14 protein-coding genes are annotated in these 20,091 nt (G+C 42.9%); 2 read left to right on the top strand and 12 right to left on the bottom strand.

The features are described 5' to 3' along the window. Positions 1-132 precede the first annotated feature (132 nt). Positions 133-2,574 (top strand): bifunctional aspartate kinase/homoserine dehydrogenase I, encoded by a 2,442-nt coding sequence (gene thrA, locus M2132_RS09375; RefSeq protein ID WP_280673094.1) that lies wholly within the window; start codon positions 133-135, stop codon positions 2,572-2,574. 166 nt (positions 2,575-2,740) lie between these two features. Here thrA and M2132_RS09380 read toward each other — a convergent pair whose 3' ends face one another. From M2132_RS09380 to M2132_RS09400, 5 genes are all read right to left on the bottom strand, one after another. Beyond that, on the bottom strand, positions 2,741-5,185 hold the full coding sequence (locus tag M2132_RS09380) for an FAD-dependent oxidoreductase (RefSeq protein ID WP_280673093.1): 2,445 nt from the start codon (positions 5,183-5,185) through the stop codon (positions 2,741-2,743). Between the two features lie 60 nt (positions 5,186-5,245). Beyond that, complete coding sequence (locus M2132_RS09385) at positions 5,246-5,602, bottom strand: MarR family winged helix-turn-helix transcriptional regulator (protein WP_280673092.1); 357 nt, start codon at positions 5,600-5,602, stop codon at positions 5,246-5,248. 247 nt (positions 5,603-5,849) lie between these two features. After that, positions 5,850-6,176, bottom strand: coding sequence for a cupin domain-containing protein (locus M2132_RS09390; protein WP_280673091.1), 327 nt, complete (start codon positions 6,174-6,176; stop codon positions 5,850-5,852). A gap of 19 nt (positions 6,177-6,195) precedes the next feature. Continuing rightward, positions 6,196-7,827 (bottom strand): hydroxylamine reductase, encoded by a 1,632-nt coding sequence (gene hcp / locus M2132_RS09395; RefSeq protein WP_280673117.1) that lies wholly within the window; start codon positions 7,825-7,827, stop codon positions 6,196-6,198. A 27-nt stretch (positions 7,828-7,854) separates the two neighbouring features. Further along, positions 7,855-8,703, bottom strand: coding sequence for an ATP-binding protein (locus M2132_RS09400; protein WP_280673090.1), 849 nt, complete (start codon positions 8,701-8,703; stop codon positions 7,855-7,857). A 112-nt stretch (positions 8,704-8,815) separates the two neighbouring features. On the opposite strand from M2132_RS09400, the gene M2132_RS09405 reads away from it, so the two are divergent. Beyond that, positions 8,816-9,478, top strand: a complete 663-nt coding sequence (locus tag M2132_RS09405; protein ID WP_280673089.1) for a Crp/Fnr family transcriptional regulator — start codon at positions 8,816-8,818, stop codon at positions 9,476-9,478. Between the two features lie 14 nt (positions 9,479-9,492). On the opposite strand, the gene ccsA is transcribed toward M2132_RS09405, so the two are convergent. The 7 genes from ccsA to M2132_RS09440 all read right to left on the bottom strand — a co-directional run bounded on the left by ccsA (position 9,493) and on the right by M2132_RS09440 (position 19,973). After that, positions 9,493-10,275, bottom strand: a complete 783-nt coding sequence (ccsA, locus tag M2132_RS09410) for a cytochrome c biogenesis protein CcsA (protein WP_280673088.1) — start codon at positions 10,273-10,275, stop codon at positions 9,493-9,495. Continuing rightward, the gene (locus M2132_RS09415; protein ID WP_280673087.1) at positions 10,272-11,555 is read right to left on the bottom strand and encodes a cytochrome c biogenesis protein ResB; all 1,284 of its coding nucleotides are present in this window, start codon (positions 11,553-11,555) and stop codon (positions 10,272-10,274) included. Before M2132_RS09415 ends, ccsA begins: the two co-directional genes overlap by 4 nt. A gap of 41 nt (positions 11,556-11,596) precedes the next feature. After that, positions 11,597-13,093: an ammonia-forming cytochrome c nitrite reductase gene (nrfA, locus tag M2132_RS09420; protein WP_407932419.1), complete on the bottom strand. Its 1,497-nt coding sequence runs from the start codon at positions 13,091-13,093 to the stop codon at positions 11,597-11,599. Between the two features lie 8 nt (positions 13,094-13,101). Then, positions 13,102-13,686 carry a cytochrome c nitrite reductase small subunit gene (gene nrfH, locus M2132_RS09425; protein WP_280673086.1) on the bottom strand — a complete coding sequence of 195 codons (585 nt, stop codon included), beginning with the start codon at positions 13,684-13,686 and terminating at the stop codon, positions 13,102-13,104. 228 nt (positions 13,687-13,914) lie between these two features. Continuing rightward, entirely contained in the window at positions 13,915-14,103 is a 189-nt protein-coding gene (locus M2132_RS09430; RefSeq protein ID WP_280673085.1) for a transposase, read from the bottom strand. Positions 14,104-14,290: 187 nt separating this feature from the next. Next, positions 14,291-19,246, bottom strand: a complete 4,956-nt coding sequence (locus M2132_RS09435; RefSeq protein ID WP_280673084.1) for a hypothetical protein — start codon at positions 19,244-19,246, stop codon at positions 14,291-14,293. Positions 19,247-19,319: 73 nt separating this feature from the next. Further along, positions 19,320-19,973 (bottom strand): hypothetical protein, encoded by a 654-nt coding sequence (locus M2132_RS09440; RefSeq protein WP_280673083.1) that lies wholly within the window; start codon positions 19,971-19,973, stop codon positions 19,320-19,322. Between the last annotated feature and the right edge of the window lie 118 nt (positions 19,974-20,091).

Raw genomic sequence — 20,091 nt, forward strand, 5'->3', positions numbered from 1 at the left:
CATGCTCCTGACCAGAGGAAAATACTTTGCTTCCATTCAGGGCACGACACTATAATGGCAATAAATATTTTAGATTGCTTAAAAGGTTTTGGTGTTAGAAAAAAAAACAATTATAATTATTAAAAGAGAATTATGAAAGTCATGAAGTTTGGTGGAACATCGGTTGGTTCTGCCCAGAGTATTTTGAATGTCAAGGACATAGTCGATGCCGAGCAAGGCTCGGTAGTGGTAGTGGTATCCGCATTGGGCGGTATAACAGACATGTTGCTCAAGACTTCGATGATGGCTGCCGAAGGTGATTCGGACTACGAAATAGAATATAGCCGGATAGTAAAAAGGCATACCGGTGTTATTGATGAACTAAAGCTGGAGAAAGGCAAAAAGGCGGAACTGTTGTCGGCCATCACTCCTATTTTTGAGGAGATGAGCAATATATTTAAGGGTGTGTACCTAATCAATGACCTTTCGCCTCGCACTTCCGACAAGATTGTGAGTTATGGCGAAAAGCTCTCTTCTTTGATAATAAGCTACGTTTTTGACGATTTTTCGCTGGTCGATTCTACCAAGCTTATAAAAACAAACACAACGTTCAGTAAGCATATCCCCGATATCGATCTGTCGGCCGGATTGATAAAAGAGGCTTTTGCCCAATCATCGGGACGAATCATTGTTCCGGGTTTTATTTCATCGTGCAAAAGCAAAAACGAAATTACCAATCTGGGACGTGGAGGGTCCGACTATTCGGCTGCAATCTTTGCTTCGGCACTCGATGCCGATGTGCTTGAAATATGGACCGATGTAGATGGGTTCATGTCGGCCGACCCAAGGATAATAAACGGCGTTTATGTCATAGACCATCTTACATATACCGAAGCAACGGAACTTTGCAACTTCGGGGCAAAGGTTATTTATCCGCCTACTATATTTCCGGTATATCACAAAAATATACCGATACACATTAAAAACACGTTTAATCCTACGGCTCCGGGAAGTTATATTTCGAACGACGATACTCCCCGCAAACGCAAGGCTATCATTACCGGAATTTCGTCTATCGACGATACCTGCCTGCTTACCTTGCAAGGCTTGGGTATGGTAGGAGTTATCGGAGTAAACGACCGTATATTCAGCGCTCTGGCTAAAAGTGGAATAAGTGTGTTTCTTGTTGCGCAAGCTTCGTCCGAAAACAGTACCTCGATAGGTGTACGCACAGCCGATGCCGAACTGGCGGTGCAGACTCTCGAAAACGAGTTCGCAAACGATATTGCGTTGGGTAGCATCAACCCCGTACTGATTAATAAAGACCTGGCTACGGTTGCCATCGTAGGCGAAAACATGCGCCGCACACCGGGTATTGCCGGTAAACTGTTCGATACCTTGGGGCGCAGTGGTATAAGCGTTATGGCATGTGCGCAAGGTGCGTCCGAAATCAATATATCGTTTGTTATTCGTAAAGAATATTTACGTAAGGCACTGAATTCGATACACGATTCTTTTTTCCTTTCGGAGTACAAGGCTTTGAACCTTTTTATTACGGGTATTGGTGTAGTTGGCGGAAGGCTGATAGAACAAATCAGACAACAACAGCCCAAGCTGATAGAACAATTTTCATTGAAATTGAATGTTGTGGGCATAGCCAACGGACGTAAAGCACTCTTCTGCCGCGAGGGTATAGATTTAAGCAACTATCGTGAGCAGTTGGAAGAAAAAGGCATAGCCAGTTCGCCAAGCATATTGCTCGACAATATTGTGGATATGAATATATTTAATGCTGTGTTCGTAGATTGTACGGCCAACGATAATATTGCGGGGTTATATCAGGATTTGCTGTTTAAGAACGTTTCGGTAGTCACGGCCAACAAAATAGCGGCATCGTCGGCTTACGACAAGTATCTGAAACTGAAAGACACATCAAGGGAACGGAATGTGAAATTCCTTTTCGAAACAAACGTAGGGGCAGGCTTGCCTATTATCAACACAATGAACTCGCTTATTAATTCCGGCGACAAGATTGTGAAGCTCGAGGCCGTCCTGTCAGGTACGCTCAACTTTATATTTAACACCATAAGCAAAGATATTCCGTTCAGCAAGGCCATTCTTATGGCCAAAGAAGAGGGCTTTGCCGAACCCGACCCCCGTATAGACCTCAGCGGGATGGATGTTGTGCGCAAATTGGTTATCCTCACCCGTGAGGCAGGTTATAGGGTAGAACAGCAGGATGTGGTGAAAAACCTGTTTGTTCCGCAAAAATATTTTGAGGGAACACTCGACGAATTCTGGGCAACCATCAACGAGCTTGACATTGATTTCGAAACTCTCCGCCTGAAACTTGAAAAAGAAAATAAACGCCTACGCTTTGTTGCCAAATACGAAAACGGAAAATGCGAAGTAGGGCTGAAAGAAATAGAAATGAATCATCCGTTCTATAATCTGGAAGGCAGCAACAACATCATTCAGATTACAACCGAACGGTATAACGAATATCCGATGATAATAAAAGGATACGGCGCAGGTGCAAGTGTTACGGCTGCCGGTGTTTTTGCCGATATCATCAGCATTGCCAATATCAGGTAAGGGAAAGTCAAGATAGTTTCTTAACCCGTAGTGCATTTAGAAATTTGTCTTTCTGGGTGAAACGAAGGATCTGGAGTAAAAAAAAACAGAGATTCTTCACTTTGTTTAGAAGGACAAATATTATAGACTATTTGATATAAATTCTCTAAATGCACTACGGGTTAGATTAGATAAATAAGCTCATATTAGATTTTTCGGCTCGCTCCAGATAAGTGGCCACTCCACCCAATTGAACATTATCTAACAACTCTTCTTGCTTAACCCCCATCACATCCATCGACATGGTACAGGCTATCATTTCCACTCCCGAATCAACGGCTTGTTGTATAAGAGCTTCTAAACTGTCGATATTTTTCTTTTTCATAATAAGGCGCATCATCCGGCTACCTATCCCTCCCATATTCATTTTAGAAAGAGATAATTTGCTACTGTTCGAAGGAAGCATCATTCCAAACATTTTACCAAAAATGTCTTTCTTTACCGAAGGTTTCTCTCTTTTTTTAATCACATTTAACCCCCAGAAGGTAAAGAATAAGCTGACTTTTTTTCCGGTAGCGGCAATTCCGTTAGCAATAACAAAAGAGGCTAAAGCCTTATCCAAATCGTCGCTAAAAACAATCATGGTCTTATTGCCTCCCATAGAGATGGAGGGAGTAGTTTGAGCTTCGCTCACTTTTTCGACAGTGACAGAGATGGTTCCTGCCTCGTTTTTTTGTTCTACCAATCGCACTCCTGTGATGTTGCACCAGCTTTTGGCATCTTGACTGAAAGCCATGTCGGTCGACTTAACCTCCAATCGCTCGCCGGTATTCAACAAATCATAATGTTTTTTCAACTGTGTAATAGGTCCGGGGCAGGCCAGTCCGCAGGCATCCACCCTAATTGTTTTTGTATTGCCGGAATCGTGGTTCATTGTATTTTGGTTTTCGTTCATATTGTCTGGCTCGTGATAACAAGATTGTTCGCATGTTACCGACGAATAGGTTTTGAAGCCTCCCGAAAGGTTATATACATTCGTAAAGCCTTTTTGGGTCAGTATTCTATAAGCTAAATAGCCACGTAGCCCGACAGCGCAATACAGAATTATCCTTTTATCGGTAGGTATTTCGTTCAATCTACCTCGCAAATCATCCACAGGGATATTTACTGCCCCCTCTATATGGTTTAGGTCGTACTCGTGTTCCGTACGAACATCCAACAGAAAATCCTTTGCCGGGTCAATAGTGGCGATATCGCGCCAATGCACTATTTTCATTTTTCCCTTTATTATATTTTCCGCTACAAATCCGGCAATATTCACGGGATCTTTAGCCGATGAGAAAGGAGGAGCATAAGCTTGTTCTAATTCGGTCAGGTCGTAAATTGTGCCTCCATTTTGTATTACTTGCGCCATCATCTCGATGCGTTTGTCCACACCACCAAAACCAACAACCTGCGCCCCGTATAATTGCCCTGTCGCGGGAGCAAAAACTATTTTAACCGAAAGCGGCAATGAACCGGGATAATATCCGGCATGCGAAAAACTATGGGTGTAAGACGACACATAGTCCACATTCAATCGTTTCAGCACTTTGGCCGAAACTCCCGCAGCGGCAACCGTCAAGTCAAACACTTTAGCTATGGAAGTTCCGATTGTTCCTTTATAGATATGTTTATTTTCTTCCAGAATATTGTTGACGGCTATTCTGGCTTGTTTGTTTGCAGGGCCTGCCAACGGAATCAGCGCAGGCGTATTGGTCACCGGGTTTCTTACCTCAACGGCATCTCCCACAGCATATATATCCGCATCAGAGGTTTGCATGTATTCATTAACCCAAATGCCTCCCAATGTGCCTATTTTCAAACCTGCCGACTCGGCTAATTGTTTTTCGGGGCGAACACCGATGCTACATATAACCATATCAGCTTCTATCCGCTTGTCTCCATCGAGCAAAACATTCAAACGATTTGCGGTAGTTTCGAATCCGGCAACTCTTTCCTTTAACCAAAGATTAATCTTTTTCTCCTTCAGGTGCTGATGCACCATAGCGGCCATAGTGAAGTCGAGCGGTGCCATCACTTGGTTGCTCATCTCAACAATGTCTACATCCAAACCCGCTTCGTGCAGGTTTTCCGCCATTTCCAAGCCGATGAACCCGGCGCCCATTACTACAGCACGCTTGGGTTTGTGCTGTTCGATATAGGTTTTGATAGTGTCGGTATTCGGCACACTTCTTAGCGTGAATATTCGGGGATCATCAATACCCGGCAGCGGTAGCTTTACAGGTTCTGCTCCGGTAGAGATAATGAGTTTGTCGTACGATTCTGTGTAATCTTCTCCTGTTTGCAAATTCTTTATCCTTATAGTTTTATCATCAGGCGAAACAGACACGACTTCCGATTGCAACCGGATATCAATATTAAAGCGGTCAATAAACCCTTCGGCCGTCTGAACAAACAGCCTATCGCGCTCTGCAATTGTTCCCCCTATATAATAAGGAAGTCCACAATTGGCATACGAAACATATTCACCTCGCTCAAGCAATATTATTTCAGCATTTTCATCCATTCGGCGGAGACGGGCTGCCGCGGTTGCTCCTCCTGCTACCCCTCCTATAATTAATACTTTCATATCTAAATTGTATTTAATATTAATATTGTCTATTAGAAAATAATCAGTTAAAAAAAACGATTACTCGTCTTTTATCAGTTTAAATAAAACATCGTCCAATGGTATAGGTTGCTTCTTCATTGTTTTCACAATTTTCCCACCCTCTTCCGATAGAGAGAAAATCATTTTCCGTTTATCTTCTGCCCCTATTTCGCGTATTATCCAACCTCTTTCTTCCACCGACATAATAATTTTTGATACGCGCGAGTTGGAAAGCCCTATAAATTCCGCGATTTCGCAGGCCGAATGAGGCTTCCCGTCCTTCATACAACATAATAGCATTGCTTCGTTTATCGTCATGTCAAAATTTTTAACAAACTCTTTTTCAAACAAATATAATGCTTTGTATATATTTTTTATTTTGCATATCAGTTCCATCGAACATATTTTCTAATACGAATTATTTACAAATGAAATAATATTTTCCGAGATATACAATTTAAACCATTAAAATTTAAGGAATATTGTTGATTTGTAAAAATCGGATGTAATTCTTTAAGGAACTCTGCTGTTGTTTAATATCTGCCAAGCATTACTAAAAAAGAAGGTATCGCAAAAGTAATTTTTGATTTCTTTGAGGATACCTTCTTTTTGGTTTATACATTCTTTGTCAAGGCTATGTGTTTTACCCTTTAATCATAGTGAGTAACATTTTAAACCGCTGCTTAGCAAAGAGTGCATGCGGAATATTGGCCGGCATAATGACGGCTTGCCCGGCTACCAACAACAAAGGTTTGCCGTTTATCATAATCTCAGCCTCTCCGTCTAATATTTCCACTACGGCGTCGAACGGAGCCGTATGTTCGCTCAATCCTTGCCCTTTATCGAAAGAAAAAAGGGTAATGTTTCCTGCATTGTTTTTTAAAACCTGTTTACTAATCACTCCGCCTGCAGAGTATTCAACCATTTCCGCCATATTCAGAATGGCTCCTTTTTCAAATAATTCGTCCATGATTAAAACTTATTTATTGTTATCCTAAAAACATTTTCATATCCTCATCCACAGTTGTAATTCCTCCAATACCAAAATTATCGATCAGCGCCTTAGCTACGTTCGGCGAAAGGAATGCTGGCAGCGTAGGCCCTAAGTGGATATTCTTCACCCCTAAAGAAAGCAGAGCCAGAAGAACGATTACTGCCTTCTGTTCATACCAGGCAATATTATAGACTATCGGTAATTCATTCACATCATTCAGATCGAACACCTCTTTCAGTTTCAAAGCGATTAGTGCCAGTGAATAGCTGTCGTTACACTGTCCGGCATCCAGTACACGAGGGATACCGCCTATATCGCCCAACGGAAGTTTATTATAACGGTATTTGGCACAGCCCGCGGTAAGGATAACCGTGTCTTTTGGAAGCTTCTCGGCAAATTCGGTATAGTAGCTGCGGCTCTTCACGCGCCCATCGCAACCTGCCATCACAAAGAACTTACGGATAGCGCCCGATTTCACGGCATCGACCACCTTATCGGCCAGCGCGAATACCTGTTCGTGAGCAAAACCTCCAACAATTTCACCTGTCTCTATTTCAGTTGGAGCGCTGCATCGTTTGGCATGCTCAATCAGTTTCGAAAAGTCTTTCGGCTGTCCGTTTTTACGGTCTTCAATGTGTGTGAATCCGGCAAAACCGGAAGCTCCCGTAGTATAAACCCGGTCGGCATAAGTAGAAGTGGAACGGGGTGGTACGATACAGTTGGTTGTAAACAGGATAACACCATTGAAGGATTCGAAATCTTCATTCTGCCGCCACCATGCACTACCGTAATTCCCTACAAAATGTTTGTATTTCTTGAATGCCGGATAATAATGAGCCGGGAGCATCTCGCTGTGTGTATAAACATCTACACCTGTACCTTCGGTCTGCTCCAGCAAATCTTGCATATCGCGTAAGTCGTGTCCGGATATCAGTATGGCCGGGTTATTGCGCACGCCGATATTTACCTTTGTTATTTCCGGATTGCCATATGTAGAAGTATTGGCTTTGTCGAGCAGAGCCATTGTCTTCACGCCGTATTCGCCACATTTAAGCACCAAAGCCGTTAGCTGGTCGGCAGAAAGATCTTGAGTTGTAGCTACCAATGCTTCTTGCATAAAAGCTTGAATGTCTTCGTCGTCGAAGCCCAGATTAACCGCATGCTCCGCATATGCGGCCATACCTTTCAGACCATATATCAGCAACTCCCTGAGCGAACGCACATCTTCGTTTTCGGTTTTGAGGACTCCAACCGTAGCGGCTTTCTCTTCCATTTCTTCCAAAGTATTTCCTTTCCAGGTTATGCAATCGCAATCCGCAGCAATGTTTCCTGCCTCTGAGGCAAGCTTATCGCGCAATGCGATGGCTTCGTGGATACGTGTCACAAAACGCTCCTTGTCGAAGTTAGCATTGGTAATTGTCATAAATAACGATTCCATCACAAAGTGATTAGTTTGAACGGATACTTCAATACCCTTTTTACGCATTTCTACGGTATAACGGGAAATACCCTTTAACAGGAATATCAATAAATCCTGCAAATTAGCCACATCGGAAGTTTTTCCGCATACTCCTTTCACAGTACAGCCTTTATTCTGTGCTGTTTCCTGACATTGATAGCAAAACATGTTCATCTTTCTTTAATTTTAATTTGTTTATAACCAGTTTTCTTCTATTATTTCTCCTTGTATACCTATAATAACCTGTTTTACGGGGACTTTGTTTGATACCTGTTCCAAAGCCATTTTAACCAATTGCAATAATCCGCCACAGCAGGGAACTTCCATAATAATTACTGTCAGTGTGTTAATCTGTGCCCCGTTTATCATATCGGCAATCTTCGAAACATAAACCTCTTTGTTGCTGTCAAGTTTCGGGCAGGCGATAGCCAATGTACGGTTTCTTAAGAAACGGTCGTGGAAACCACCATAAGCATAAGCCGTACAATCGGCAGCCAGAACTACATCCGCACCCCGGAAATATCCCGCCTGAGGATTCAGTAAATGAAGCTGCACAGGCCATTGGCGGAGCTGCGAAGGGATACTACCGGTTACTGCCATCGGTTTTACCGGAGCGAAAGACATCTCCCGACTTCCCGGACATACGGTGAATCCTTGCCCGCAGGCAGAGACTTGTTCTTTATTTTCTATATCCATATCTATCCCGATGTTATGCTCTTTCAGATAACGAAGACCTTGAGACAAAAGTTCTGTTTCATTATGATCTTTCAAATGAAGTAGGTGAGCCCGGATTGTTCCTTCTCCTTTAGGGACAAGTCTCTCCATAACTGCAATTTCATTGTAAGGTTCAGCCTCGCGTTCCTCAAGGTCTATCGCTCCAACAGGGCAATCTCCGATACAAGCTCCCAGCCCGTCGCAATACAGATCGCTAATCATCCGGGCCTTACCATCAATTAGTTGCAATGCTCCTTCGTGACAGCCACTGACACAGATTCCGCAACCATTACACAGGTCTTCATTTATTTTAATAATCGTTCTTTTCATTAATTTTCTTCAATTATACCTTTGCAAACATACAGTGGTACGAGAGCATAATCCGTAACATTCGTTACGCTTGTGAAATTTATTATACATAACTTTGCAAAAAATAGAATTTATGAATCAGGACTTACTGTTTTTCTGTACAATATGCCGGGATAAATCGCCCGAAGAGATCGAGAAAATAAGGTGTGCAATAGACCATACGGTAAAAAACTATAAGAGGGGTGAATTGATCGCTTCGCAAGGTGACCGAATATCCAGCCTGTATATGCTGACGAAAGGGAAAGTAAAAACGGAAATTATTTCTAAATCGGGGCTTGCCGTTTCGGTAGAAGAGATTACCGCGCCTTATCCGTTGGCTGCCGCTTTTATTTTTGCGGACAATAACCGCTTTCCGGTAGAAGTTACCGCAATGGAAGATTGCGAGGTGATACTGATTGGTAAATCGTCCATCGAAAAACAGATGGCTAAATGCCCCGGATTTTTGAGAGGATTTATGGCCTTCACAGCCAACCGTGTACAGTTCCTATCGGAAAGGCTAAAAATATTTTCGCAGAAAGGAATCAAGGCCAAAGCAGCCTATTACATTCTGCAACATGACCGGAACGGAACGTTTGAACTGGGACGAAGCATCGCGTCACTTGCCGAGTATTTTGGAGTAGAGCGTCCCTCGCTTTCGAGAGCTATATCAGAGATGACATGCGATGGTATTATCGAGTTTGAAGCAGGAAAAGGAAAGATTTTAAAATACAACGACCTGAAAGAGTTATTGGGCTGACAAATAAAAACACGTCAATATACATGGATACTTCCCTGTGCCGAAGGTAGGTAGTTAACTCCAATCCACGTTATCATCAGCAATATAAAAGCGATGGGGAGCAACCAGAGGGATGTTTTCTCGTGTTTCTTTCCGTATATCCTGATGTGTATATAAGCAAGATAGCCCATAGAGGTGACAAAGGCCCATGTTTCTTTTGGGTCCCACGACCAATAATGCCCCCATGCTTCCTTAGCCCAGACAGCACCCATAAGCATACCCAGCACAAGAAACCCGAAACCGATATAGACAATATTGTCTATAAAGGAGAAAATATTTTTGTCCGATTGAGCCGTCAGCCGTATTTTACGGAGTTGTACAAAAGCCCCGATGGTAGCCGCTCCCAGCATGGCATACGATAGAATGTAGGAGGTTACATGAGGCACAAACCAAATGCTTTGCAAAGCAGGCATCAGGTTTTTAGAGTGAATTTCGGGTTTGAACAGATTTACAAACACAAAAACAGAAGCGACCAATGCAGAGAACGACAGGAGCCACGGATATTTCCACCGACGGTATGCCAGATAACCAACAACAGACAGAAAAAAAGAATACCACAGGCGGGTTTCGCCCATAGTTCGCATGGGTGGACGTTCGATATGAATCCAAAAACCGACAATAAATGTCGTAAACAGAGCTATCCCGGAAAGCATCAGTATATCGGCCAGCCGCTTTTGCGACCTATAAACTGTAACTCCGGCAGCCAACCAAAACGCCACCGAAGGCAATGCAAACCATATAAAGTTATTCCAATTCATATATTTTCCGTTTCCAAAGACTTACCGCTCTCTTCATCTCCCCGTTTTGTGTTTTTCCCGGTCAGTATCATGCTTATTGCTCCTAAAGCCATAAAGGCGAAACCAATGTAGACAGGTGTAATCCAAGGATCATACACCAACTCCATACTGCTATAAGACGATAATCTTCCGGCTTTGTCATCATAACCATACTGATAGATTGTCCAATTACCTATACGCAAGGGGTGGTTCACTTCCAGTATTCCTTTTTCAACACTTCCATCGGGTGTGTAAGCCTCTATGTCCGACATAAACCGCTTGGGCTCAGGCACGGTCATCACAACACATTGCTGCTCGTTGAGCGGTAAGGTCATATATAACTGTGCCTGATTTCCTCCGCATACCCAACCGCTCCGTTCTTTTCCTTCGGAGTTTACAGCCTTTATTTTAACAGCCGGAGTTGCTCCGGGCATAGGTACTTCGCGATAGGTGCTGTCGCTACCGCGAACAGCCTGATGGATATATTCTTCTATCTTTATATCCCATCCGTTCAGACGGCTCACAGGCGATTTTACATCTATCTGATAATAATCCGGATTATTAACCGGCTGCGACTCTCCGCTCTGGCGGTCAATCACGGTTAGTTTGGGAGGGTATTCCTCCATATCAAAATCGTTGAGCTTTATGCCTATGGGCAGTTCCTTTACATTATCATTATCATCGTAGACACGCCATTCCACTTCGCCTTCACGCACATACATAACATACCTTGCCATGTCGGCATATCCCAACCCCGAAGCAAAAAGCACAAGCCAAAGACCTATATGGTTCAGGTAAAACCCGTAGTCTTTCAGCTTGAACCGACAGAGCCGCCGGGCTATCAGACAGCCAAGAGACAGAAGGGTGATGAAATAGATGAATACAAAAACCCACGAATAGGTCATATTGTCGAACCCTAAACGGCTGAAAATATTTGTGTAATTTTCGGTAAAAGCAACTTGTGGGGTTAGCCCCATAATAAGACTCAAGATAAGCAATGCCGAAATCAGGCAAACGGAAAACGGTATTCCGGAAAACCACCTCATAAACTGGCTTTTGCGCACCCATAGCGAAGCAACACACAGTGCCACAAGAATGATTCCGACCCACAGATTGACCGGAGCCGCCAGCAGATAGAAATTGAAACTTCCGGTGGTGAGTTGTAGCAAGAAGCCCACAACAATAACTCCACAAGTAATGATAATACTTTCAGGATATCCCCAAGGCATTTGCCATATCTTGCGATTTGTCGCTTTTTTCATTCAATCGATAATACCTGTGTGTGCGTTCCTTTTCTGAAAGTTTAATTCGCCGCTAACTTACCTTCGGTTTTTGCTTTTTTCAACCATGCAGGTAATGTGGTTTGTATCCATTTGTCTTTCTCGTTTCGTAATTTTTTCATATCCAAACCAATATATTCCTGCGCTTTTTCTTTAGTGGAAATATCTGGCATCTTAACATCGGTTATGCCAAGTGAGAACAGTACTTTTTGTAGTTCTAACTGCGCCTGCATGGTACGATCCAGACTATGGGCAAGGATACGTTGTGTTTCCACAGGAGCGTGGAACGATGCTCCATGCGAAGCTACCGCAAAATCCCAACGCCACTGCGCCTGACGGATCAGCTTCAACGATTCTTTCATCTTGGTTTCATCCGCCCCGCTATCCCATGCCATTTTTGCCATGATATGGGCTTTAGATAGTTCAACCTCAATGCGGTTTCTGATTTCCAAGGCTTTGTCTTGATATTGGTAAACATAATTACGAAGGTTTTCTTCGCTATCCCTGTGGCAAGTCTGGCAGGTAGAAGATATATTTTTAAGTGGGCTCATCACTTGATGGTTCGAGTATTTTATTCCCCCCTCGGCCATATACGGCATATGACAATCGGCACACGCTAACCCTCTTTGTGAGTGAGGGCCTAAAAGAAACAGCTCGTAGTCGGGGTGTTGTGCTTTCAGCATGGGTGTCTTGCTTAATCCGTGAACCCAATCGGTAAAGCCTGCATTATCGTAATACTCTTCCATTGCTTCAACAGTCATTCCGCCATCCCAAGGGAAGGTCAGATATTTGCCGTCGCCTTTGAAGAAATATTCTACATGGCATTGAGCGCAAACTAATGTACGCATCTCCTGTGGAGTAGCTTGTGTTATATCTTTGCCTTGCCGCTCAAATGCCTCAATCAGTGCCGGACGGGTAATAGTAAGGTTCATTGTCCGGGGATCGTGACAGTCGGCACACCCCAAAGGATTTACAATCTCGCTACCAAACTGGCTCCAAGTTGCTTTGTAAAAATTCTCTATACCAACTTCGTGCATCATGCGGGGTACATCCGGGCTTTTGCATGTCCAACAAGTAGCCGGTTGCATATCCTTATGGTCGTGGTCGGGCGTTCCGGTACGAAGTGTATGCGTTATATCTTCAATCGTGTACATGTGCCCACGCGGAGCGGAATAATCGCGCGAAAAAGCATATCCTGCCCAAAGCACTACCATTTCGGGACGGCTTTCCAGAACATCTTCGGGCATATTCCCCAAATGTTTGCTGCGGAAATTCATTTCTTTGGTTTTTTTCCATGTATCGTATTCGCGGGGATAGTTTACTCCCCATTCTTCACTTTTTGGGTTTATCCCCGAAATTTCAACCTTCTTGTTATTGTACAAAGTGGCTATTTCTGCCCTGCGTTCGGTTATGGATGCCGCTAAAAGCCCCAACACAAACACTGCAACCATCACTGCTGCAAAGATACCCCAGCCAATGATTGGTTTTCGCTTGATTGCTTCTGCTAATTTTCTGAACATATCGGATATTATTTTTTATTTTTCATAGTATTTTTTAACCAGTCCGGCACAGGCGATTGTGGCAACGGAACTATTGCGTTAGGCGATGAGGAAAGATTACTTACCTCGGTGTGCGGCACTTCTCGGTGGCAATCCCAACAGGCTTTGCCTTCCCCTTCTTTTACCTGCGTATAGTTTATCATACCGGTATTAACAAACTCGGTATTCAATTCAGTATGACAACGAATGCAATTATTCATTATTACCTCCTTGCTTGCATCGCGCGGACGAATAACCTGTGGCTCTTCCCTAAGTGTGAACACGGCGGCGTGATATAGCCCGTCCATTGCCTTGAAAGCGTATTTGTTCAATTGATTATCTTGCGGAACGTGACAATCGTTACAGTTGGCCCACTGATGATGGGAACTGTGCATCCACGATTGATAATAAGGAGTCATTATATGGCAGTTGACACACGCCGAAGGGTCGTCCGAGAGATAAGAATGAGCCCGCGACATATATACAGAGTACCCCCCTAACCCAACAGCTATTCCTGCTATCACAAACAGCGGAACAACAAAGTACCATGGTATTATATTAAGGAACTTTCTCATTACATTTCGATTAGGAGCTTAACTTCACAAATATATAAATAAGAAACGACAATACACGTAACAAATGTTACGAACCTATTGTTTTGTTTGCTAAAAAATAAACGAATCATCCATATATTCTACCATAATTAAGTTTATTTACTCTGCTTATACTGTATTACAAAACGGATTCATATTAAAAATCACATTATTTCCGTTGGAAATTTATTTCTAAGTAGATGTTCAAAATTAAGCAGCCTTATGATTATAGTTAATTCTCAGATTCTTCCCCATATCTGCCAATGCTCTATTAGTAGCATAGAACAAGGTATCGGCAGAAGCATAATCCTGTGGCCTGAGCCATTTTCCTTTCATGATCCGCCAAAGCGTCTCAGCAATATTCAAATGCGGAGAATATGGTGGTAAGTAAGTGTCCATAATTCCAAATGTAAAACTAAAAACCAAATGTTAGGCGACGCGGTTACTTTTGAAATTTTGGAAATTACATCTGTCAAAACAAAACGAAAGATGGGGGGATGGTCTGATAATAACAAATGAGACTGACTGCCCTTTTGGGGCAATCAGTCTCGTTTGCAAGGAATCTTTATTCCCCTATTTATATATATTATCGAAGTTTGTCACCAGGGAGAAGCTTGGTATCTTTTATATCCACTGTCAAGGTGGGATTTGCGCTTTTCGCTTTCACCAGGAACGACTGCATTGGAGCAATCAAGTCCATTGTCTCATTATCTTTATTTTTATAGTTCGTTCCATCCCATTTGAAAGTAACATATGAGTCTACTTTCCCTTCAGTGGTACTTTCTCCGTAAGCTATTGTGAATTCACCCGGATCAATAGAAGGGCTGTTTCTAAGTAAAAATTCCCTTATTTTCAGATGGCACATAAACGGATTCCCTACCAATATATATTCGTCAACCGCAGCACCAGTAAATTCTGGTAATGTCACGATTTCTCCCGAAAGAGGAGACCTTTCGTAAATAAACCTTCCGAGATAAGTGCGATCTATGGCTACTACGGAGTCAACTTTCTCTTGATTGCCAATTGAATAAATATAGTACTGCTCGTCATCTTTCGGAAAAGTAAATTTAGGATCATTACCCTTCACCCAAAGTGCGAAACCTTCACCCAAAGCAAATTCTCTATCAACATTATTGAAACTATTCGACCAAAGATACTGGGTTCCTGTTTGTAGAGAATCAGTTTGCGGGTTATCTTGATTGAATAACATAGGGTAAACCAAGTAACCGTCCTCGTATCGCTCCGGTTTGTTTACATAAAGATCGCCACTATATGTGTCGTGTAATGGAGCCGACAACATATACCATTGGCTTGAATTTAACTCGAGTTCTACTATAGCTTCGCTATAATTCAACAAATCGGTACGAAGCACCTCACCGCCATGTTCGAAAGTGATAATGTCGCAAGCGGGTTCATTCGTTTCGCCTACTGAGTCACCAAAGTCATACAATGATGTTTTGGTCAAGTCGGGATAATTGTTTATACCATCGGGGATCAAGACGCTGACGCACTTGGACGGAATAGCGTTATCGGGGTTGTCATTATTTCCCTTCGTCAATTCCCAGTTGCCATAATCGTGCCAATCCTGATTGCCTTTTCTTCCGTTCCATATTAAATATCCGACATCTGCAGCCTTGACGGTTATCCACTTGGCGAGTTTACAACCTGTTCCATCGCCGACATAATCAACAACACACCAATAAACGCCGGCATCTGTAGGCCTTTTGACTTTTATATCGAAGTCAGTGCTCACGAGTACAGCATTCCCACTCGGCTGGATTGGTCGAAGTTTCTCCTCCTGAGTTTCAGGATCAGGAAATCCTTCAGGTTCTTTATACCACTCGACAATACTTTTCGGAGTAGGAACCATTCCTGCTGAACGAATGGTGTATGCGTAAAACTCGCAACGGATGGTCGGACCTTTATCCAACCCACTAGAAATATTGTTTCCTTTTGGAGCATATAGCCAATTGGTACTAGCAGCATCGTGATTACTTGCAGAACCCAACTTTGGTATAGCTTTGCCAGTTCCTGTCAATGCATTCATGTTTCTCAGACTGACATAATCCATGAGAAGGATATTGTCCTGAAGTGTTTCTCCGCCAGTTCCTACTTCTGTATAGTTGGCTGCGTCACTGAGAATGTTGACGTTTGCCAATATTGTTTCTGAGGTCGATTTAATTATACTATTGGGATGACAATTGTTTCCGCTGGCAAACCAGGCTTTATTGATCGTTGAAGTATTGCCTGCTGTGAATTGAAATGTATGATCATCTTGTTCAAACCATAAAGTGTCTGTAACGATATTGTTGATCGTAGTGTGTTCATCCAGATATACTTTGTTGAAGGTGGCATCCTTGATTTGAAAATTGGGTCTTGTCGACTCCAGGTTGTAATAAACATCGCCGACTTTCGCTTCAAATATATTGGGTGTAGCATATTGCCCTGCTGGACCCACTATAATGGTCGAATTTTTGGTGTCTTCGTACGTCAATGCTGCTCCTCCGGTATATTGCCAGGGATTATGGGGGTATCCGGTAATTGTAATGATCGATCCGGCTATTTTCAATGTCCGGTCGGGGTTAGTGGTGTTTGTACTCGTAAAGCTATTGATGCTTACTTTCTGCCCATTAAAATCAAGATGTCCGTTTTTGAACAAAAATGACTGAGAAGCGTGTCCGGTTTGATACAGCTCATCCAGCAGCTTCCAACCGCCACGTCCTTCAAAAATCATGTGACACGGGATTTTCACCCCGTTGGTTTTGATTGTTTCCATGGAGCGGCTAGAGGTAAATATCATTGCCTTTCCATAATTATCATTTAGCGGATCCATTCCAGATATTTCCATCCCTTTTTTAAGTTCTAACGAACCGCTGATTTGGATGCCATAGCCAGCCATATTGAATACAGGGTACTTACCATCATCGTCAATCCATTTCATATTGTTGCAAAATGCTGTCCCGTCCAGTTTAACAGTTTGTCCCGAAGCTGAAAATGAGTTTTTGTCAAAAGTGACATTGTCTGTCAAACCTGGAATACATGTCGCCTTTGTTTGTGTTTCTCCCGAAGAATGTGCCCAGTTATTAGGATCTGACCAATTGCCAGTGCCGCCAACCCAATAAAACTCTTTAGGAGTTCCGGTATTAAACGTCCAACCTTTATTGCCGCCCAAATCGACCGATTCCTTTACAGTATAAGTAGAGGGTCCGATATGGATATCCGTCAATGACAAATTACTTAAATCAACGACGCCAGCAGCTCCCATCTCAAATTTGCGCGGACTACCGGGAACCTCAGAATAGATGATGATAGCTCCTCCGCAAGAACTTGACTTTAATAGTTTATTCACCTTTACGGGGCTGTCGGGAGTTTTCATTTTATATTTTCCATGGGTAGTAAAAATTAATTCATCCGTTTCTAAAGAAAAGATCTGGGCGTGAGCCGCCCCGATGGTTATCTTTTTATGTTTTCCACTTTTTATGAACCCAAAAACATCTCCTGATGGACCAATACCCGATCCTAAACATTCCAATTCGTTATATTGATCCCCGGGTTTCCCTTGGAAGAAGTTACCGCTTATGTTGTCTATTATAATCTTTGAGTCTTTAGTTTGTTCCTCAGTTAAAGCCGCACCGCCTACGTGAAGCCAGCCGCCACTGTTAGATGGTTTTGACCAAACTTTTAAATGAATAGTAGCCCCTGCAATATTCAACGTGCGACCAGTCTTACAACGGCTGTTGTTAAGATTGAATTCGGAGTTTACTAAGCCCCCATCAACGCCGCTATAGAAGCGGAAAGCAGTTACCGTTCGCTTATTAAAATCCAAATGGCCGCTTTGAAATTGGATACCATTGAAACGGCCCATATCATTTGTATAACGAGCTTGGTCTTTGCTGACAAGTTCAATATCGTCTTGAAAAGTCCATTTTCCGGTTCCGGTAGCTGAACCTTGGGAAAAGCTATTGAAATAAATCGGTACTTCATTCAGTTTTACCCCATTCATGGTAATTTTTTCGTCCGTGTCGGTGCTCCTGAAAACAAGCGAGGCGGTAAGGGTTGTGAAAATTTCTGGCTTTTCTACTTTCATATTTTTTTGCAGTTCAAGCGAGCCATGAATTTCTATTGGAAAATAAACCATAACCAATGGCGGATTGCCACCTTTGAATGTGAGATCATGAGCATAGGCCGTCATATCAATCAATACCTGATCGCCACTCGCCAATCCGGAAGTGCCATCAAAGACTACATTGTCGAAAGGCGTAGGGACGCAACTTCCACTCCAATGAGCAGGGTCGTTCCATCGGCCAGCTCCGCCTTTCCATGTACGAGTTACTCCTGATGTAATAGGAGTAATAGTCCACCCGTCGTTGTTTCCGCCGTCAAGACCTATGGCAGTACGAGGACCGCCACTAAGGGCGATGTCTGTAATCAATACACTCTCCGCTCTTACAGTACCAGGGCTACCTTTGATAGTACGTCGGACCGTTGGATTAAAACTGCAAAGCTCAATAAATCCTCCGCAACCAGAGCTTCCAAAAGGCCTGATATCCAGTGTTGTATTGACGGTTATATCACCTTTCAATTCATATTTCCCCGGTGCGTAGAGTTGCAAAGTATTTGTTGTAATGGTTCCTCCCTCTGCTAAAGTACCATTGGCTCCCGTGAAACTCAATCGATCGAAGTTTCCACTGTAAATTTTGATAGGAACCCATCCGCCAGCCACCACGTCTACAATGTTGTATTGGTCTGTAGCTGCGTTGGTTTTTAACCAAGCTTTGGGAATCATTTCTGAGTGATAGTTCTTTTTTTGAGACAAATTAATCGTAGAGCCGGAAGTGGCAGCCAAACGAGTCAAAGCTTGAGTTGAATTGTATTCCCAACGAGACACATTGACCGTTGCATTTTTCATGCTTATTGAGGCAGTGTTATTTGTATGGAAATAAAAGCCGGTGTAGGTTTTGCCATCCAATATTAATTTCCCTTGATTAACACTAATTCCCCGTTGGTTCGGAGGGTTAGTATAATCACTGGACACGATGGTTAAGTTATCCATTAGCGTCCACTCTCCGCCAGAGCCATTAAATAAAAATTTATGATAGAAAGTAGCCCCCCAGGTTTTAATTTTATTTCCCGTGGTATTAGACAGGAAACTGATGGTGTAATTAGTATTATCAAGAGGATCTGTGGGCTTTTCAATTTCCATCCCGTCCTGAAATATGAGTGAACCATGTATGTACATATTTGCCTTTATTATCAATTTCGGAGGGGCAAGGCAATCAAATGTCAAGTCTAGGGCAGAGGCATCCGCATCGATGGTTACCGCAGATCCAGCAACCAACCCTGATTGATCATCAAAAAATACATTGTCATCTTTAGTCGGAGCATTGGTATAAGAAGCCCCACCACTGGTTTTCCAATGACTGATGTCTGACCATGTTCCGCTACCGCCTCGCCAATAGAAGTCGGCGGCTTGAAGGGCATTGCTGCCTAATGCGGTAAACAGCACCAGCAGTAATATATATTGCAAAGTTTTTCTTTTCATAACTATAAGCATTGTTTTATATGAGTTTTATTTGTTTTCATACGAATCTGGCACAAGCAATTTGCCACAACTATTAGGGATTTATTTTATTACTGTCTTTATAACTACATGCGTTCGATACTTTCAGCCAGATAGGCTCGGTATACTCTGTACCAACGGCAGGAGCAGGCATCTGTAATGTAGGGGTAGTTGAACCCGATATACCCCCACCATCATTAAGCTTTGTATCGCCTAAATACCATTGATAGGTGAGCGGTTCAGTAGCATCGTCAGGGAGTATTTCATCCACCTTGAATGTGTAAAAAATAAATTCATGTACAGGCTTTATGAAAACGGATAATAATTCAACGCAAGGGTTGGGGCATTTCTCGTGCATCCTCACCCATTTCTCACCATTCCAGTGATATAGTCCGGGGCAGATATTGGTGCCCAATACCGTATTGGTGTTGTATACCCATAGTCCGGTATGAACTTTCTTGTCCCAGGTAGCACTGGCATTAGCCATCGTTTCCGACATGTCAGTACCCGTTTCCGCTAATAGTTTTACGCGGGGCATCAATAGCCCACGAGCCGAATTGACGCCTGTTTCGTCTGTCTCTTTGAGTTGCAGGATGGCCCCATCGGCGGGCTTTTCGCCCATCCCTACGGTTACCTGTGCCTTGATGCCGGAAAAGCCGGAAAGCAAGATAACAAACATAAGGAATTTGATTGATTGCAAATATTTCATATTTTGTTTTTTTTGTCTATCTGAAGGAAATCTTGTGTTAGTCATTAGTTAGGGTCGGTCAGGCTAACGGGTAGCCATTCGTATTCAGGGTCTTTTGCTTTATCGTAGTTCCATACAT

Source organism: Dysgonomonas sp. PH5-45, assembly GCF_029893235.1.
In the GTDB taxonomy this organism is placed as follows: Bacteria; Bacteroidota; Bacteroidia; order Bacteroidales; family Dysgonomonadaceae; genus UBA1309.

Coding starts and splice junctions, on each gene's coding strand:
- thrA (WP_280673094.1), top strand. CDS start 133: ATGAAAGTCATGAAGTTTGGTGGAACATCGGTTGGTTCTGCCCAGAGT.
- M2132_RS09380 (WP_280673093.1), bottom strand. CDS start 5,185: ATGAAAGTATTAATTATAGGAGGGGTAGCAGGAGGAGCAACCGCGGCA.
- M2132_RS09385 (WP_280673092.1), bottom strand. CDS start 5,602: ATGGAACTGATATGCAAAATAAAAAATATATACAAAGCATTATATTTG.
- M2132_RS09390 (WP_280673091.1), bottom strand. CDS start 6,176: ATGGACGAATTATTTGAAAAAGGAGCCATTCTGAATATGGCGGAAATG.
- hcp (WP_280673117.1), bottom strand. CDS start 7,827: ATGTTTTGCTATCAATGTCAGGAAACAGCACAGAATAAAGGCTGTACT.
- M2132_RS09400 (WP_280673090.1), bottom strand. CDS start 8,703: ATGAAAAGAACGATTATTAAAATAAATGAAGACCTGTGTAATGGTTGC.
- M2132_RS09405 (WP_280673089.1), top strand. CDS start 8,816: ATGAATCAGGACTTACTGTTTTTCTGTACAATATGCCGGGATAAATCG.
- ccsA (WP_280673088.1), bottom strand. CDS start 10,275: ATGAATTGGAATAACTTTATATGGTTTGCATTGCCTTCGGTGGCGTTT.
- M2132_RS09415 (WP_280673087.1), bottom strand. CDS start 11,555: ATGAAAAAAGCGACAAATCGCAAGATATGGCAAATGCCTTGGGGATAT.
- nrfA (WP_407932419.1), bottom strand. CDS start 13,093: ATGTTCAGAAAATTAGCAGAAGCAATCAAGCGAAAACCAATCATTGGC.
- nrfH (WP_280673086.1), bottom strand. CDS start 13,686: ATGAGAAAGTTCCTTAATATAATACCATGGTACTTTGTTGTTCCGCTG.
- M2132_RS09430 (WP_280673085.1), bottom strand. CDS start 14,103: ATGGACACTTACTTACCACCATATTCTCCGCATTTGAATATTGCTGAG.
- M2132_RS09435 (WP_280673084.1), bottom strand. CDS start 19,246: ATGAAAAGAAAAACTTTGCAATATATATTACTGCTGGTGCTGTTTACC.
- M2132_RS09440 (WP_280673083.1), bottom strand. CDS start 19,973: ATGAAATATTTGCAATCAATCAAATTCCTTATGTTTGTTATCTTGCTT.